General features: G+C 40.4%; 13 protein-coding genes. 6 read left to right on the top strand and 7 right to left on the bottom strand.

The features are described from left to right. Positions 1–225 precede the first annotated feature (225 nt). From LO761_RS01670 to LO761_RS01645, 6 genes are all read left to right on the top strand, one after another. The gene (locus LO761_RS01670) at positions 226–843 is read left to right on the top strand and encodes a DUF6621 family protein (protein ID WP_272816605.1); all 618 of its coding nucleotides are present in this window, start codon (positions 226–228) and stop codon (positions 841–843) included. A gap of 62 nt (positions 844–905) precedes the next feature. Then, positions 906–2,573 carry a M23 family metallopeptidase gene (locus tag LO761_RS01665; protein ID WP_272816604.1) on the top strand — a complete coding sequence of 556 codons (1,668 nt, stop codon included), beginning with the start codon at positions 906–908 and terminating at the stop codon, positions 2,571–2,573. A gap of 28 nt (positions 2,574–2,601) precedes the next feature. Then, the gene (locus tag LO761_RS01660) at positions 2,602–4,254 is read left to right on the top strand and encodes a C69 family dipeptidase (protein WP_272816603.1); all 1,653 of its coding nucleotides are present in this window, start codon (positions 2,602–2,604) and stop codon (positions 4,252–4,254) included. Positions 4,255–4,282: 28 nt separating this feature from the next. Next, positions 4,283–6,025 (top strand): phospho-sugar mutase, encoded by a 1,743-nt coding sequence (locus LO761_RS01655; RefSeq protein ID WP_272816602.1) that lies wholly within the window; start codon positions 4,283–4,285, stop codon positions 6,023–6,025. Between the two features lie 176 nt (positions 6,026–6,201). Next, positions 6,202–7,035, top strand: a complete 834-nt coding sequence (locus LO761_RS01650; protein WP_272816601.1) for a glycogen/starch synthase — start codon at positions 6,202–6,204, stop codon at positions 7,033–7,035. Positions 7,036–7,048: 13 nt separating this feature from the next. Next, positions 7,049–8,479, top strand: coding sequence for a DUF4270 domain-containing protein (locus tag LO761_RS01645; RefSeq protein ID WP_272816600.1), 1,431 nt, complete (start codon positions 7,049–7,051; stop codon positions 8,477–8,479). Between the two features lie 140 nt (positions 8,480–8,619). On the opposite strand, the gene LO761_RS01640 is transcribed toward LO761_RS01645, so the two are convergent. The 7 genes from LO761_RS01640 to LO761_RS01610 form a co-directional block, all read right to left on the bottom strand. Further along, on the bottom strand, positions 8,620–9,387 hold the full coding sequence (locus tag LO761_RS01640) for a DpnI domain-containing protein (protein WP_272816599.1): 768 nt from the start codon (positions 9,385–9,387) through the stop codon (positions 8,620–8,622). Between the two features lie 170 nt (positions 9,388–9,557). Beyond that, complete coding sequence (locus tag LO761_RS01635) at positions 9,558–10,655, bottom strand: hypothetical protein (RefSeq protein ID WP_272816598.1); 1,098 nt, start codon at positions 10,653–10,655, stop codon at positions 9,558–9,560. 2 nt (positions 10,656–10,657) lie between these two features. Further along, entirely contained in the window at positions 10,658–11,722 is a 1,065-nt protein-coding gene (locus LO761_RS01630; protein WP_272816597.1) for a DNA adenine methylase, read from the bottom strand. A gap of 306 nt (positions 11,723–12,028) precedes the next feature. Next, positions 12,029–13,687 (bottom strand): putative transporter, encoded by a 1,659-nt coding sequence (locus tag LO761_RS01625; RefSeq protein ID WP_272816596.1) that lies wholly within the window; start codon positions 13,685–13,687, stop codon positions 12,029–12,031. 48 nt (positions 13,688–13,735) lie between these two features. Beyond that, entirely contained in the window at positions 13,736–14,539 is an 804-nt protein-coding gene (nudC, locus tag LO761_RS01620; protein WP_272816595.1) for an NAD(+) diphosphatase, read from the bottom strand. A gap of 141 nt (positions 14,540–14,680) precedes the next feature. Further along, positions 14,681–15,766 (bottom strand): nucleotidyltransferase domain-containing protein, encoded by a 1,086-nt coding sequence (locus LO761_RS01615; RefSeq protein WP_272816594.1) that lies wholly within the window; start codon positions 15,764–15,766, stop codon positions 14,681–14,683. Between the two features lie 56 nt (positions 15,767–15,822). Then, positions 15,823–16,926 (bottom strand): GDP-L-fucose synthase family protein, encoded by a 1,104-nt coding sequence (locus LO761_RS01610; RefSeq protein ID WP_272816593.1) that lies wholly within the window; start codon positions 16,924–16,926, stop codon positions 15,823–15,825. Between the last annotated feature and the right edge of the window lie 38 nt (positions 16,927–16,964).

Raw genomic sequence — 16,964 nt, 5'->3', positions numbered from 1 at the left:
AAAGCATCATAGCCTTTGCGTATGTATTTTAATGAAACTATTCTTGCCTTTTATCATTTGGTTCTACAGTTTTAGGTAGTAAACTTTGAAAATTCTTCATTTATTTGCTATTTTTGCGTAATAATTCAAAATAGAATGCAAGGGAGACTTTTCGTCATTTCCTATCATTGTTTTAATGACATTCTATACAAGTGGAACGTTTAGAATAAAAATGTTTGAATACTTATGATACCAGAAATAGAGAGACCGGAAGTTAAATTTGAAGAGAACGTTATTCTTTTGGATGTTTCCTACGCGGATAAAGTAACCGGTGAGATGATTACCTATTTTTCAAAGATAATTGACAGAACTTTGCCGAATGCCGACTTCTCGTTATTTCTTGAAGCATTGTCACTTGACGCCGGTCTTCGTCCAGAGGAAGGGAAGGAGGTAAGCGATAGGACGATTCAGACATTGCTTATTTACGACCGACAATCAGGGAAGCTGGAGAATATTATTCCACAGGATGTGGAGAAATCGCTTGATAACGTGGCTTTCAAGAGCAAGTTGGGGGAGTTTACCTTAAATGCGTTCTGTCCACAGGATATGGTTACTCGCGAAGAACTCTTCATGGAATCTCTGCAATTGCTATTGAATGCAGAAGAAGTAAAACACCTGATAATTGTGGGGGATGAACAGGCTTACGGAGCAAGGATATATGAAGAACTGAAAAAATATAACCTTGAAGACCGAGCAGTAGTTTTCGGGATGGAGCCTCCGAAAAAGGAACAGAGCATTGATTGGGAGATATTGGGCTTTGCTGTGTTGCATGCCATAGGAATAAAGAGTGAAGAATTACAATAAATAGAATAAAAGAATCAGTTGTTTTTGTACATTTGATGTCACTTTTATCAATGGATTATTGGATGAGGTTGGGTCTTAAATATTTAATAGCCGGCTGGCTGCTGTGTTTTTTCTTTGTGCCTTTGAAAGCTCAGGAAGAAGGGACAAAGTATATATCGCCTTTTGATTTCTCCCTTAAGCTGAGTGCCAACTTCGGTGAATTGCGCAGCGGGCATTTGCATGGGGGACTGGATATCAAGACGGAAGGGGTAGTAGGGAAAGCCATCCATTGCGTTGCCGATGGATACGTCAGCCGTGCTACTGTCAGTTATGGTGGTTTCGGGCAAGCCCTTTACATTACGCATCCTAATGGTTTCACATCGGTGTACGGACACATCAGTCGCTTTGCTCCGGCAGTGGAAAAGGTAGTCGAAGCGTATCAGTACAAGCATGAGACCTTTCAGGTAGATTTACGTTTTGAGCCGAATCAGATAAACTATAAGGCCGGCGATATTATTGCATTCAGTGGTAACGAAGGCTTTTCTTTCGGACCGCATCTCCACATGGAATTACATGCCGACGATGGCAGATTGATTGATCCGATGCCTTATTTCAAAAATTATATAGTAGATACTACTCCGCCTCGTGCCACCGGTATAAAAATATATCCTCAGTGTGGAGAAGGAGTAGTAAACGGCAGTCGGCAGGATGTTATTGTTCCGTTGAAGGATTTGGGGCATACCATTCAGGCATGGGGGAAAATCGCGTTCGGGCTCTGTGCCAATGATTATATGGATGGAACGGCGAACAATTACGGCGTGAAATATGTCACGCTGATGATGGATACCACCGAGATATTCAAGAGCGCGGTGGAGGAATTCACCGGAGCGGATAATCGAGGTATAAATGCTTGGACAGATTATAAGGAACATGTACAACATAACCGATGGGTGATGCGTTCGCATATTCTTCCGGGGAATAAGTTGCCGTTGCTTAAGGCAAAAGAGCGAGGTATAGTAACGATCAATGAAGATAAAGATTACAATTTTATGTATATTCTGGAGGATGGTTATGGAAACAAAACGACGTATCGCTTTACGGTTCATGGACTCCCTCAGGAGATTGAGCCTTATACTCCGGAGGCAGAATGTTATCTTTCTTGGAACCAATCGAATATAGTTCAGGAGCCCGGTATGGAGTTGATGATTCCTCGTGGAATGTTATATGATGATATTGCCTTGAAATGCAAGGTACTCCGAGATTCTTCAGCTGTCAGCTTTACTTATCAGTTGCACGATGAGCCTGTTCCCATGAACGGTAGGTGTAAGTTGATGATAGGTGTCCGTCATTTGCCTGTTGCGGACACTGCTAAGTATTATATCGCCCGAAAGGAAAATGGTCGAATCGAATCGGTTGGAGGAACTTATGCCGATGGTTGGGTCAGTACGAATATCAGTGAGCTTGGAACATATACGATAGCCATAGATACCATTGGTCCGAAGGTTACTCCACGTAATCGGGGCAAGTGGTCTGCAGGAGCGATTAGTTTCCATGTAAGTGATAAAGGAACAGGAGTGAAAAACTATCGTGTGACAATTGACGGAAAGTTCGCCCTCTTCGGATACAATGCTAAAAACGCGATTCTATCGAATAAGCGTCCTGACAAAATAAAACGAGGAATGAAGCATGAGATGGTTGTTTCCGTAACCGATCATTGCGGAAACGAAACCGTGCAAACCTATACCTTTTAATGTAGAAACAAATAAAATAACAGAATATATGAAAAGCAAATTGATTCTTTGTGCCGCTTTGATGATAGCAACTATTTATCCGGCAAGCGCCTGTACTAACTTTATTGTTGGCAAGTCAGCTTCTGCAGACGGATCTGTTATCGTTTCCTACTCTGCCGATTCTTATGGAAGTTTTGGTACGTTATTCCATTTTGCCGCAGGTATGCATGATAAAGATGCCATGCGAGATGTTTTTGACTGGGAAACCGGTAAATTTCGCGGGCAGATAAAAGAAGCTCCGCAAACCTATAATGTGATAGGTAACATGAATGAGTTTCAAGTTACCATAGGAGAGACTACTTGGGGTGGTCGTGAGGAGCTGGTGGATCCGCAAGGCATTATTGATTATGGAAGTTTGATTTATATTACTCTTCAACGTGCCCGTAGCGCAAAGGAAGCCATTCAAATTATGACCGATTTGGTAAAAGAATACGGCTATAACAGCGAGGGTGAAACGTTTTCTGTTGCCGATCCTGATGAGGCTTGGATGCTGGAAATGATAGGCAAGGGACCGGGCTCAAAGGGCGCAGTATGGGTTGCTGTGCGCATACCGGACGATTGTATAGCTGCTCATGCTAATCAGAGTCGTATTCATAAGTTTAATATGGACGATAAAGATAATTGTCTGTACTCTCCCGATGTTATCTCTTTCGCTCGTGAGAAAGGATATTTTGACGGATTAAATAAAGATTTCAGTTTTGCTGATGCATATAATCCATTGGACTTTGGTGGTGTCCGATACTGTGAAGCCCGTGTATGGAGTTTCTACAATATGTTCAATAAGACTATTGGTGAGCAGTATCTTCCATATATCCAAGGAGAAAGCACTGAACCGATGCCACTTTATATCCATGCGGAGAAGAAACTTTCTGTACGCGATATTCAGCATGCAATGCGTGACCATTATGAAGGAACTCCACTCGATTTCACCCATGATGTAGCTGCCGGTCCGTTCCATATACCATATCGACTGTCTCCGCTGAGCTTTAAGGTTGACGGTCAGGAGTATTTCAATGAGCGTCCTATCTCTACTCAGCAACCGGAATGGACTTTTGTCGCGCAGATGCGTGCTAATTTACCGGATGCTGTCGGAGGGGTACTTTGGTTTGGAAATGATGACGCTAATATGATAGCATACGTTCCTATTTATTGCTGCTGTACTGAAGTTCCTGAGTGCTTCTCGGGTAAGAATGCTAACGCATATACCTTCTCTTTCGATAACGCTTTCTGGTTATGCAATTGGGTGGCTGACATGATTATCCCTCGTTACGATTTGATGATTGGTGATTTGCGTGCAGTACAAAATAAGTTGGAAGATTCATACTTCAGTCAACAGTCGGGCATAGAGGCTACGGCTAAGGATATGATTGAAAAAGATCCTGCGCAAGGAAAAGCTTTCCTAACCAATTATTCTAAGATGATGTCGCAGAATATGATGAAAGAATGGATGGATTTGGCTAAATATATTATAGTGAAATATAATGACGGCGTGGTTAAGAAAACCAATCCCGATGGATCATTCATGCATTCGGATGATGGAAATTCAACTCCGCTATATCGTCCGGGGTATCCTGAAGATTTTCAGCGTAAGCTCATTCAGGAGACAGGCGACCGCTTTAAGACTAAAGAGATAAAGAAATAAAAAGTTAAATTTTTAAATATCAGTTGAAATGGAAAATAATGAAAAATTAATTGAACAGTGCACAGCGAAAGCTCAGACATGGCTTTCACCTGCATACGATGCTGATAATCAGGCTGAGGTTAAGAAAATGTTGGAAGACCCTGACAAGACTAACTTGATTGAGGCCTTCTATAAAGATTTGGAATTTGGTACCGGCGGACTTCGTGGTATCATGGGAGCCGGATCAAACCGTATGAACATCTATACGGTTGGTACCGCTACTCAGGGCTTTGCCAATTATCTTCTGAAGAATTTCAAAGACCGCAAAGAAATCAGTGTAGCTATCGGTTATGACTGTCGTAACAACAGTCTGCTGTTTGCTCAGACTGCTGCTGATGTTTTCACCGCAAACGGTATCAAAGTCTATATGTTTGACGATATGCGTCCTACGCCCGAGATGTCATTCGCTATCCGTTACTTGCATTGTCAGGCAGGCGTAAACATTACAGCCAGTCATAATCCGAAAGAATATAATGGCTATAAGGCATATTGGGAAGATGGTGCGCAAGTACTTACTCCGCACGATAAAGGCATCATAGCAGAGGTGGATAAGGTAAAGATCGACGATGTTAAATTTAAGGGTAATAAAGATTTGATTACCATTATCGGAAAGGATATTGATGATGTTTACCTTCAGAAAGTACATACCATCTGCATTGATCCGGATGCTATCAAACGTCAAAAAGATTTGAGTATCGTTTATACGCCGCTTCACGGAACAGGAATGATGCTGATTCCCCAGTCATTAAAACTCTGGGGATTTGAGAACGTTCATTGTGTTCCCGAACAGATGGTGAAAGATGGTAACTTCCCTACAGTGGTTAGTCCGAATCCAGAGAATGCTGAGGCTTTGACATTAGCTATTAACTTAGCGAAGAAGATTGATGCCGATATTGTTATGGCTTCCGATCCTGACGCCGACCGTGTAGGTATGGCTTGCAAGAATAATAAAGGAGAATGGGTACTCATTAATGGCAATCAAACCTGTTTGCTCTTCCTTTATTATATAATAGCCAATCGTGTTAAGTTGGGCAAGATGAAAGGCAACGAATTTATTGTTAAGACCATTGTAACCACAGAGATGGTTCGTCAAATTGCCGATAAGTATCATATTGAGATGCGCGACTGCTACACCGGTTTTAAATGGATTGCTCGAGAGATTCTGATTTCTGAAGGTGAGAAACAGTATATCGGTGGCGGTGAAGAGAGTTACGGATTCTTGGCAGAGGATTTTGTTCGTGATAAAGATTCTGTATCTGCTTGTTCTCTGTTGGCTGAGATTTGTGCTTGGGCTAAAGATAATGGTAAAACGTTGTTCGATGTTCTTATGGATATTTATATGGAATATGGATTCTCAAAGGAATTCACAATCAACGTTGTTAAACCGGGAAAGAGCGGTGCCGACCAGATTCAGGCAATGATGAATAACTTCCGTGCTAATCCTCCGCGGGAGATTGGAGGGTCGAAGGTGGTAGTTACTAAGGATTACAAGACATTGAAAGTTAATGATCATGGTAACACGGCTGATATCGCTATGCCGGAGCCATCGAATGTATTGCAGTGGTTTACTGAGGATCATACCAAAGTATCCGTTCGTCCGAGTGGTACGGAACCTAAGATTAAATTCTATATCGAGGTAAAAGGCACCATGAAGAAAGAAGAAGAGTATGAAGCAGCTGACTCGGCAGCTGATGTGAAGATTGAAGCGGTTCGCAAATCGTTAGGCATTTAATAACTTCATGTAAAAATAGGAAAGTCCGGCAGGTAAAGTCGGACTTTTTTTATGTTCTTCTGAAGGAATACGTTGTTTTATACATATTCTTAACACTTTGTTAGTAATTATTTGGCAGAATAAACCAATTCTTACTTATATTTTAGCTATCTTTGTACGACAAAAGAGAAAAATATATGATGAAGGCAAAAAAAGTTTTATTTGTTACTCAAGAAATTACTCCGTATGTTTCCGATTCCGAAATGGCTCGTATGGGAAGAAATCTTCCACAGGCTGTGCAGGATGATGGACATGAAATAAGGACTTTTATGCCAAAATGGGGCATTGTGAATGAAAGAAGAAACCAGTTGCATGAAGTGATTCGTCTTTCCGGAATGAATTTGATAATCGATGATACCGATCATCCGTTGATTATCAAAGTTGCTTCTATTCAAGCTGCCCGTATGCAGGTTTATTTCATCGATAACGATGACTATTTTCAGAAACGGAAAATGACCGTTGATGAAAAAGGTGAAGATTATGAAGATAACGACGAGCGAGCTATATTTTATGCTCGTGGCGTGTTGGAGACCATGAAGAAACTTCGTTGGGCTCCCGATGTCGTTCATTGTCAGGGTTGGATGAGCGCTTTCTTACCCATGTATCTGAGGAAAGTTTATAGCGATGAGCCTGTATTCAAGAATTGTAAGATAATCTATTCTCTGTTCGGCAGCAGCTTTACGAAACCATTCGGCGAGCGTTTGGTTGATAAACTGGTTATGCGCGGAATAGAAAGAAACGAGATACAGGATATTATCAAAGCACCGTTTGATTATCCGGAAATGTGTAAATTGGCCATTTCTTATTCAGATGGAGTAATTCAGAACAGCGAGAGCGTTGATCAACGTGCCATCGAATTCGCTAAACAGAAAGGTGTTCCTGTTCTGGAGTATCAGTCGGAAGATAAGTATGTGTCTGCTTTTGAAAATTTTTATGAGCAGGTCTGCGGTGCCAAACCTAAAGAAAAATAATTAGAATAAACAAATGAAGGCTAAATACTTGTGCGCCTTATTATTAGCAGTTGTTGGTTTTTATAGCTGTGACGACTCTACCCCGAATATTGGTAAAACTACCATCAATGCAAACGATTCTATCCCATCGGGAGTTTCTTCGTATTCAGTGATTACGCGGTCTTTGCTTGCTGATTCTGTTTTTGCCCGGTCGAATACTCCTTATCTTGGTCGGTATACCGATCCGGAATATGGTGAATTCTCTTCTGATTTTATTGCGCAGTTCAGTTGTACCGATGATTACGAGTTTCCTGAAGAGATACACGAAGTAATTGGAACGAATCTGGTTATCCGTTATGCCAAATGTTTCGGAGATTCCACCGCGACACTTCGCGTTCAGATTGATTCATTGAATAGGGTCATTCCTGAAGAGGATAAAAAAACATATTATACAAGTTTCAATCCTACTTTTTATTATAATAAAGACGCCGATCCTATCGGTGTGAAGTCTTTGACAGCTTCCGGCCTTGCTGTCGATACGATATATAAGGGACGTTCGTGGGTGAAGTCTCAGTCTGTCAAATTAGATAAAGGAATAGGTAAACACATTTATAATAAATATTTGGAAAATAAAAGAAATTTCCATAATGCTGAAACTTTTATCAATAATGTATTCAAGGGAGTATATGTTCATAGTACCAATGGTGACGGATGTATTCTTTATATAGATAATATATATTTGGGTGTGACTTATTCGGCTTACATCAAGAGCAGTTCCGGTAAACGTGATTCTTTGGTATATGGCTCAACTTATTTTTCCGCGACGAAAGAAGTTATTCAGTCGAACCATTTTAAGAACTCGGAAAAGTTGAAGCAGCTGGCGGAAGATAATTCATGTACATACGTTAAGTCTCCCGCAGGAATTGTAACAGAGGCTACATTACCGATTCAGGATATACATGAGGAGCATAAACGCGACTCACTGAATGCCGCGGTGCTTTCTTTCAAATGTTATAACGATTACAGTTCCGGAAAGTATAAGTTGGGAAATCCAAAATATTTGCTGATGGTACGGAAGGCGGAGATGTACACGTTCTTTGAAGATAATAAGATGTATGATAACCTTACCTCTTTTGTCACTCAGTATAGCAGTGCCACCAACTCGTATGATTTCAAAAATATAGCTCAACTGGTACAACGATGTATCAATGCTAAAATAACAGGAGAAAAGAGTGACCCGAACTGGACAGCTAAAAATCCGGATTGGAATAAGGTAGTACTTATTCCCATATCTACGGTAGAGGTAGTTGAATCGAATAATAATTCCTACTATTCGTATTACTACCGATCTTCATCTCCTAAAGCAACGATTGTGGCTGTGGAGAACAATTTGAATATGAATGGCGTTAAGTTAGTCGGTGGTAAGGATAAACTGACTATGCAAGTTTTATATACCACATATTAGTTGAGATAATCAGTTAGAAAATAGATCAGAATAGGTATATTAACTTTTTGAAACCAACCTGTTCAGCATAGGTTTGACTATATTAGTTGGTGAATCTGTGTCCCTTTCTTTAGTTATATAGAATGTAATCCGTTATATTACTATTTTAATTTTGTATATTGCCCTCGTGAAGTAAACTCAATAAATCCTTTATCTCTGAGTATTTGTAATTGTTGTCGAATTTTGGGTTCTACGTTATTATTATTGGGGTGTCTTGCCTGCAGAGATGGCGTGAAATCGTAAACATCTTGTAATAAAAATTCTTTTTCACCTATCTTGTCTATACAGTTTAACACATCCATTAACCATCCCTTACTTTCAACAGCGCCTTCTTTAGATTTTAAATATTGTCTTCTAACCATTTCGTGGTCAATTTCCTTTTTGTCTTTGATAATATATATTTTACCATTATTAGGAATAGACGAAATGTCAATATCGCATCCTACCCATCCTGAACGTCTGGCATTAATTGATAAAGGTTTACGTTTGATAATGATTGAAGGATTGAAAAACGCATTAGGTACAAGTACAAAATTTACGACCTCATTATCATGATGACTCATAAAGAAAAAGTTAGGATTACGCAATGAGGTAATTCTTTCAATCATAGTAGCATAAGCTCCATCTTTTATAATTCTCCCCAATTTTCCACTCCTACTTTCTTTGCTCTTTAATTCAAAATCAGAAGAGCATTTATTGCAATAGAAATCAGCAACTGGTTTATTTGCTTCATAGTGAATGATTTTTGGTTCTCCACAAATCGGACAATACATATTCCTATAAACCCAGTCTTCAGTCTCTACTCTGGCTATTTGAGTTGCGCCATGATATCCATGTCTCAATGAAGTATTAAGCAGTAAATCCATCATTATTCTTACATATATCGCTATCACTTTTTAACACGGTTGTTTGGTCTTTACCCAATTGGTAATTGCTCGGCCGGCCAACGATATGTTTTGCGGGCATCACCTAAAGCTCCTTTTATTCGGTTAATAGTTTTCATGCTATTTGTTATTTACTTATAATGACAAAGATAAACTCATCGATTCTTAATGAATATAATTCCTGATAAGCTATGATATGTATTACCTTTAAAATCATAGTCTATTTGTTGGAGTGAATGCTCATTAAAATTATCTAAAAAGCTGTTAACCTCAGGTTCAATTATGCTGAACTCACGCTTCATCTTCCATGACTGTGCCATATTCCCCATATTGACCATGATAACAAATATACGATTTTCAGCACCGAAACGCATCTCTCCTTGGTTAGCATACAGCCAAGTCATTAGTTCATTGGGATTGTTCTCCGCGTCACTGACAACTGTACGACGATTTGTATTTAAAGTAGCTAACACATCAGTAATTCCTTGCATACTCATAGATTCTGTAATTTGGTAATATATTGCAGAATCGCTTTGGGTAGAATCAAAAGATATATTGTTTTCTTTGGCTTTGTTTTTCAGCCATGACATTTCACTCTTACCCTGATATAAAGGCTTCAGTTTCTCTTGAAGATATTGGTTCGGGAAGAATGTAACTTTTAAATCCACAGGATAATTATCAATAAAAAAATCGACGCTTTTTATTTCTCCAACTGCAGAGATAACTCTTTGATGATTTTCAAACAGCATTTCAATGAGATATGAAGTCCAGTTGTTATACCAACTATTTTGAACATAATCCCATGCATTAGTACCAATCTCGGCAGACTTTGACAAGAGTTCATCAAAACTGCTTATAGGCTTTACATAGTGACTCACAAGAAACTTATCTAATGAATTATTTTGATCTCCACCCCATTTATAATCCGTAACTTTATAAAGATCGTTTTTCAAACGTTCAACATCAACATTCATAAGAGTATACATTTCCTGACTTCTGTCAAGCAAAAAATCGTCTAAACGTTGCATTCCATTATTCATAAAAAGCAGCTTCTCGTATAACTCAATTCCTATTTCCTTTTGCTTCTTGCTAATAATCATTATGTCAGAATTACGTCCAAGAAAATTCCTGAGCTGTTCCTTACGAGTAATTGCTCTGACTTTTAGCCAAATCAAACCTTCATAATCATTATTGAAGGCGAACTGATTATTATTACGAAACTGACGGTCCCAGAAATTAAATGTTCTATTCATAATTATTCTTGTTTATTTGTACAAATAAAAAGGATTTCGCTACTACCTGCAACACTTCCTTTACCACCGCGACTATTGGTATAGGGCTTACGCTCCACTCGAACGTCTTTAAATAGTTTCATCATTTTCACCATAGTGTCAATGTCCGGATAGCTACGGTCATTATAACTTACTATCCAAGTCGGAATATGTTGTGCTTGACTAAACATCGTTTCCAGATTCTTTTTTGCCTCGTCTTTACAATCGAAACCACTATGTCGCTTAGGCTCATAGCGTTTCGTGCCATTTACAAATTTCTTGTCTTTCCAGTACATCACGTATGTTTCGAGCAAGTGGTAAAACGACTGATAATCTGCGTGACTATTACAATATGGGGGGTCGAAATATGCCACATCTATATTGTGAAGTGTGGGCAACAACTCCAATATGTCTTCGTTATAGCTTTTATTCTCTTTACCATTGTCAAAAACCGCGGCATTGTACTTAGGTAATAATTCCATAAAAAGAGATTTCAATGAACGTATAAGACTACGATTTCTCTTAATTCTTGCAGGGTCAGACGCATAGTTCATTGCTTGCGTATGGGCAAAGTGTCCCATTGTTACCTTTCTTGTCATACTACGGCACATAATAGTAAGCGCAAGAGCTTGCTTGTATTGGCTATTGAGTCGCGGAATATTACTTCTTACAGAATCTGCGAAAGTTGCGTCTTTTTGGGGAAAAAACAAATCGGTGAATAGATTTTCCATCAGATTAAAATTATTGGGATCTTGATTCTCTGAAAATAGAATATTCAAATCATCTTCTTCTAATCGTTCATAGGGATTTTCTATCAAAGCCTTGCCGATCTCGCTATCAAACTTAAGAAAGTCATTTGTTATGGTCTGTTTGCCCATTTGCTTTAAAAGAAAAGCAATAGACTGAGACCCCCCAAAAGCATCAAGAGCTACCTTTGCTTTCTCTGGGATAAACTTACTAATCCATTGCCTATGGGTATATTTTGATCCAAGGTATTGAGGTTCTGGGAATTTGTAATCGAAGTATGAGTATTCCTCAAATAAGTTCATTTAAAGTTCCTTTTATTCGGTTAATAGTTTTCATGCTATTTGTTATTTACTTATAATGACAAAGATAAGCAATTGTTCTAAAAGAATAGCTGAATATGCTATTTGTTTTTCGACAAGACGTATCTTTGCTCCGTCAAAGAGCAGTACAGTACAAAAATGATTGCATTGATTTGACGCGCGTATACCGGCAAACTGATACGCATGAGTTTCTGAATTCATCAGAAGTTTTTAGGAAGTGATACGTATGAATCAACCGATTGATGCGTATGAGTTGAGCAACTCATGCGTATCAGTTTTTGTAATCAATTAGCAGAACACCATTACTAATAATTGGGCGATGATGACTCTTACAAACATTGATAACGGATAAACCGTGGCATAGCTTACCGCCGGACTGTCGCCCGGAAGTGTATCATTGGCGTATCCCAAAGCCATAGGATTTGCCATGCTTCCGCAAAGCATTCCACAGGTATTGCCAAATCCTACTTTGCTCATACGGAGTGATAATGCTCCCATAATAACTACCGGCATGAAAGTAATTAAGAAGCCAAGGGCAATCCAAATCACCCCTTCCGGACGAATTACCGTATCGAAGAAATGAGCGCCGGAGTCGAGCCCTAAACACGCTAAATAGAGGGCTATTCCTAATCCTCTAAGCATTAGGTTGGCACTGCGTGTGGTATAAGTAATCAGATGAAAACGTGGACCAAATCTGCCAATCAAAATACCCACAATGATGGGACCTCCGGCCAATCCCAACTTCACAGGTTGCGAGATGCCCGGAATAGCTATAGGGATAGCTCCGATAATCAATCCCAATATAATGCCAAAGAATACGGTAGCTAAATTAGGGTCTTTCAGCGTTCTTACCTTATTGCCCAACAATCTCTCCACGTTTTCAATAGCCTGACGCTCACCAACCACAGTCAGACGATCGCCCAATTGCAGAATCAGTCCCGGAGTAGCAAGTAACTGAATGCCGCTTCGCATTACACGGGTAATATTAATATCATAACTGTTGCGCAGCTTCAGTGCTCCTAACTTCTTACCGTTAATTTCCGGTCGACTGATGACTATGTGTTTGGAAATCAATTGGCTGTCTATCGCGTTCCAATCTATGTCTTTCTTATTCCAGTCTTTCAATTCCTCCATGCCGAACATCATTGTCAAATTTGGCACATCTTCCGGTGTAGTGACTATTAGCAGTTTATCATCGCTCCGCAATAGCGTTCCCGATTCCGGAATAGTTACTTTGCCATCTCTCCAGAGTCTGGAAATAACAAAGTGCCGTCCGCTTATCTGAGCCACCTCTCGAATACTTTTCCCAATAATAGCCGGATTGTGCACACGGAAGGCAGCGACAAAGGTTTCGTCTTGTTCTTCCTCATCGGCTGTGATATCCGAAGGGCGCACAAACAATTTCCTCAGCGTTATCATGGCTAAAATAACACCTATAACTCCCATAGGATAGGTTACAGCACAACTTAATGCCGCGCTGATGCTTGGCAGGTTCATTTCCTCTAACGTCTGTTGCGCGGCTCCTAAAGCAGGCGTATTGGTTGTTGCTCCACATAGAATGCCTACCATATCACTCATGGGAATATTTAGCGTGTAGCTGAGCGCAACAGCTAACATCGTGCCCAAAAACACTAATCCCAATCCTAACATGTTCAACTTCATTCCTCCCTTTTTAAACGAAGAGAAGAATCCCGGACCGACTTGTAGACCGAGTTCGTAGACGAAGATAACCAGACCGAAGTCTTCAGCGTAGATTAACATCTGATGGTCGATGGAGAATCCAAGGTGTCCCATGAGAATTCCCATAAAGAAGACAAATGTTACCCCTAACGATACTCCGTACACTTTTAGTTTTCCGAGGTATAGTCCCGTGGAAATGATGATTGCAAGTATCACAATCGCTTGCAATGGCGTATTCTCGAAAAATAAATTGTTAAGCCAGAACATGAGTGATGAATAAAATGAATAATTGTTTAAAGATTTTTAGCGTTAAGTTTAATAGTCGGCTAACCTCTCCGTTTCTTCCCCCAACCAATCGTCAATCAGCTTACGTGCCAAACTTAATTTCTTTGGAATCATGGGGAGATTATCTTTTTCGAACCAGCCTCCTTTACTCAGTTCCGCGTTTTGCAATGTCAGTTCACCGCTTTCATATTCTGCCGTATAGCCTACCATAATGCCACTCGGATAGGGCCACGACTGACTGCCGAAGTACTTGAGATTCTTAATTTTCAGTTGTGTCTCTTCACGAACCTCACGATACACGCATTCCTCCAAACTCTCGCCCGGTTCTAAGAATCCGGCTATCAAGCCGTAGTAATCGGCTTTGAAGTTACGTGCATGAACTAAAAGAATTTTATTTCCCTGCGTAATTCTGACAATCATGGCAGGAGAGATGACCGGATAGAATTCCTGTCGGCAAATAGGACATTTCTTCCCGATATGAGAAATCTGACGCATTGGTTCTCCGCAATGCGGGCAATACTTTGTATTCTCGTCCCAGTTCAGTATCTGCGAGGCCTTACCTGCCCATTTATACTCTTTCAGCGAGAGTATCTCGAATGTGGCACGCAGACTCTCCATTACAAATTCCGGAGCCTTTGCCCCATCCACCGGCATACTCACTTTATAGGTCTTGCATTCCAAATCATTCCATTCGCCAATGGTTTGAATGGTTGAGCCTATCGGCACCTCTAACGGAGGTTCTTTTCGACAAGGCACGTGGTAATGCCCATCCGTCAGCTCCATCAGTAACCGGTCTTTATAGAATACAAACCAATAGATTTTCTCCGTTTCCATAATCTTAATTTTCCGCAAAGTTACGATATTTCTTTCAGATAAGAGCGGAATTGGGGATAGTGTTTAGAGGAAAAGACAGTATGCACGTAGTTGAAAGCGCAATAAAAAACTCTCCTAAGTAGGAGAGTAGTTATTATTCTATCAACATTTCGCTTTGTATTTCCTTGTGAACCAATGGAGCTTTTTTAGGTAAATCAGCATAATCTCTTTGGGAGCTAACCAAAAGAATTTGAAAGATTGCATGGCACCTATCCATCCTGTTTCCAAACTGTGGAGCAATCCTCTCTTCTTTACTTTTCGTATTTCTTTTCCGAAGTTACCCATGCGAAAGATGTCCTTCAGAATACGCTCACCCCGTCTCTGATCCATCTTATTGATAGGTAATGGAAACTCTTCCTCCGATACGCCTAAATATTTTACCAGAATGCTTCCGCACGCTTTGAACGCTTTTGTCATGCCCAGTGCTTTCAGATGTTTTTTCACTAAGGCTTTGTCTATCTCCTCGTGCCGGTGACGTAACAACATTGCCCAGTCGCAGAATTGACGCAGACCTATGCCCGACAGAACTAAATGCTCAAAGATGTGCAGAAACAGATATACCGCGTTCGCGGTAGGCGACAGGGTTGGGACGCGGGTATTCTCCACTTTCGCATAATGCGTCTCTGCCATTTCTTCCGTCATTAGTTCTTCCCAGTAGGCTACATGCTTCTTGTCAGCAAAGTCTATCAGTGTGGAATGCATCTCAAACTGAACATCGTTCAGATTAAATTCCTCATGACGGGTAGACGAGTGCTTCAGCTCAATATTCATTGTCGTATTTAGTATATCCGTCAGTCGTTCCCTGTCTTTCGTAACACAATAGAAATCCACATCCCCCGGCTGTCGTAAAGCAGGGTTAGGGTAGAGCGACGCTATCATCTGCCCCTTTACAAAGATAGCCGGAATATGCTCCGCATTTAGCAGACGGATGAAATCTTCTATCTCTTTGTTGATAAGTAAATTCTTTCGTTTGGTTAGCGTAAGAGTCGATATGAGTGATATGTCCAAATCACCTTTTATCAAGTTTTGTTCGAACATATAATCGATGAACAGTCCCATCACCGACTGCTTTTTTGCTATCCTCATTAGTTCTTTCATTTCCGCTCCATCTACCTTTATATGGAACGTCTTCTCCGGATAGAGAGCAGCTTGTAGTATTTGTAAGAATTTCTCTTGTGTATTATTCATAAAAACCAAGGCAGTTCATTAAAGTTGATAATCTTCCATTTAATCCTAAATCACTTTTACACTGTTTGATGATTAATACAGATCCCCAACTTATACCATTCATATAATTTGTGAATTCCTTCGTCAATTTCTATTTTATGATGCCAACCCAAGTTATGTAATTTTGTTACATCCGTCAGTTTTCTTGGCGTACCGTCCGGTTTTGTCGTGTCCCAGCAGAGCTTACCTTTGAATCCGATTTCTTTGATAACCTTCTCGGCTACCTCTTTTATCGAAAGTTCCTTACCTGTTCCTACGTTGATATGGCAATTCCGAATCTCTTTTGCGTCGGAATTGAAAGTATCTTTGAAATCAACATTGAGAAGTACATATACACTCGCGTCCGCCATTTCTTCACTCCATAAGAACTCACGCATCGGTTTGCCCGTTCCCCACAGTGTAACCGCTTCGGGCGTGATACCGAACTTCGCCAACTTAGTCAGAATTTCCTCATTCGAGTTGCTGCCGTTCACACCCTCTACCGGACGCAGGTCTATATCCTTTCGTACAGCATTCCAGTTGTGCTCGTTCAGGCACTTTGCCAAATACACTTTTCGAATCATCGCCGGCAGTACATGACTGTTCTCTAAATGGAAATTATCGTTTGGTCCATACAGATTGGTAGGCATCACAGCCACATAGTTACATCCGTACTGAATGCCGAAACTCTCGCACATCTTCAGTCCTGCTATCTTTGCTATGGCATACGGTTCGTTGGTATATTCTAATTCCGATGTCAGCAGCGCGTCTTCTTTCATAGGCTGCTCAGCCATACGCGGATAAATACACGTACTGCCTAAGAATAACAATTTCTTTACACGGTGGCGGAAACTTTCCCCTATCACGTTTTGCTGAATCTGCAAGTTCTGAAAGATAAAGTCTGCCCGAAAGTTCAGGTTTGCCATGATTCCGCCCACATGAGCAGCCGCTAATACCACAGCATCCGGTTGTTCCTCATCAAAGAACATCTTCACTGCGATAGGATCCATCAAGTCCAGCTCCTTATGGCTCCGGCCTACTAAGTTCTCGTACCCTCTTGCTTTCAGGTTATTCCAAATAGCCGATCCCACCAATCCGTGGTGTCCTGCTACATATATTTTACTGTTTTTTGATAAAGTCATAGAATCTTGATTTTTTAATACCCGCAACTGTCATACTA

Source organism: Phocaeicola oris, from assembly GCF_021295095.1.
Taxonomy (GTDB): domain Bacteria; phylum Bacteroidota; class Bacteroidia; order Bacteroidales; family Bacteroidaceae; genus Phocaeicola; species Phocaeicola oris.
This window is presented reverse-complemented; position numbering and strand designations above follow the sequence as displayed.

What these genes read in the sequence shown, in the direction of transcription:
- LO761_RS01650 (WP_272816601.1), top strand. Translation starts at nt 6,202, where the DNA reads ATGATGAAGGCAAAAAAAGTTTTATTTGTTACTCAAGAAATTACTCCG.
- LO761_RS01665 (WP_272816604.1), top strand. Translation starts at nt 906, where the DNA reads ATGAGGTTGGGTCTTAAATATTTAATAGCCGGCTGGCTGCTGTGTTTT.
- LO761_RS01625 (WP_272816596.1), bottom strand. Translation starts at nt 13,687, where the DNA reads ATGTTCTGGCTTAACAATTTATTTTTCGAGAATACGCCATTGCAAGCG.
- LO761_RS01645 (WP_272816600.1), top strand. Translation starts at nt 7,049, where the DNA reads ATGAAGGCTAAATACTTGTGCGCCTTATTATTAGCAGTTGTTGGTTTT.
- LO761_RS01610 (WP_272816593.1), bottom strand. Translation starts at nt 16,926, where the DNA reads ATGACTTTATCAAAAAACAGTAAAATATATGTAGCAGGACACCACGGA.
- LO761_RS01640 (WP_272816599.1), bottom strand. Translation starts at nt 9,387, where the DNA reads ATGATGGATTTACTGCTTAATACTTCATTGAGACATGGATATCATGGC.
- LO761_RS01615 (WP_272816594.1), bottom strand. Translation starts at nt 15,766, where the DNA reads ATGAATAATACACAAGAGAAATTCTTACAAATACTACAAGCTGCTCTC.
- LO761_RS01660 (WP_272816603.1), top strand. Translation starts at nt 2,602, where the DNA reads ATGAAAAGCAAATTGATTCTTTGTGCCGCTTTGATGATAGCAACTATT.
- LO761_RS01635 (WP_272816598.1), bottom strand. Translation starts at nt 10,655, where the DNA reads ATGAATAGAACATTTAATTTCTGGGACCGTCAGTTTCGTAATAATAAT.
- LO761_RS01655 (WP_272816602.1), top strand. Translation starts at nt 4,283, where the DNA reads ATGGAAAATAATGAAAAATTAATTGAACAGTGCACAGCGAAAGCTCAG.
- nudC (WP_272816595.1), bottom strand. Translation starts at nt 14,539, where the DNA reads ATGGAAACGGAGAAAATCTATTGGTTTGTATTCTATAAAGACCGGTTA.
- LO761_RS01670 (WP_272816605.1), top strand. Translation starts at nt 226, where the DNA reads ATGATACCAGAAATAGAGAGACCGGAAGTTAAATTTGAAGAGAACGTT.
- LO761_RS01630 (WP_272816597.1), bottom strand. Translation starts at nt 11,722, where the DNA reads ATGAACTTATTTGAGGAATACTCATACTTCGATTACAAATTCCCAGAA.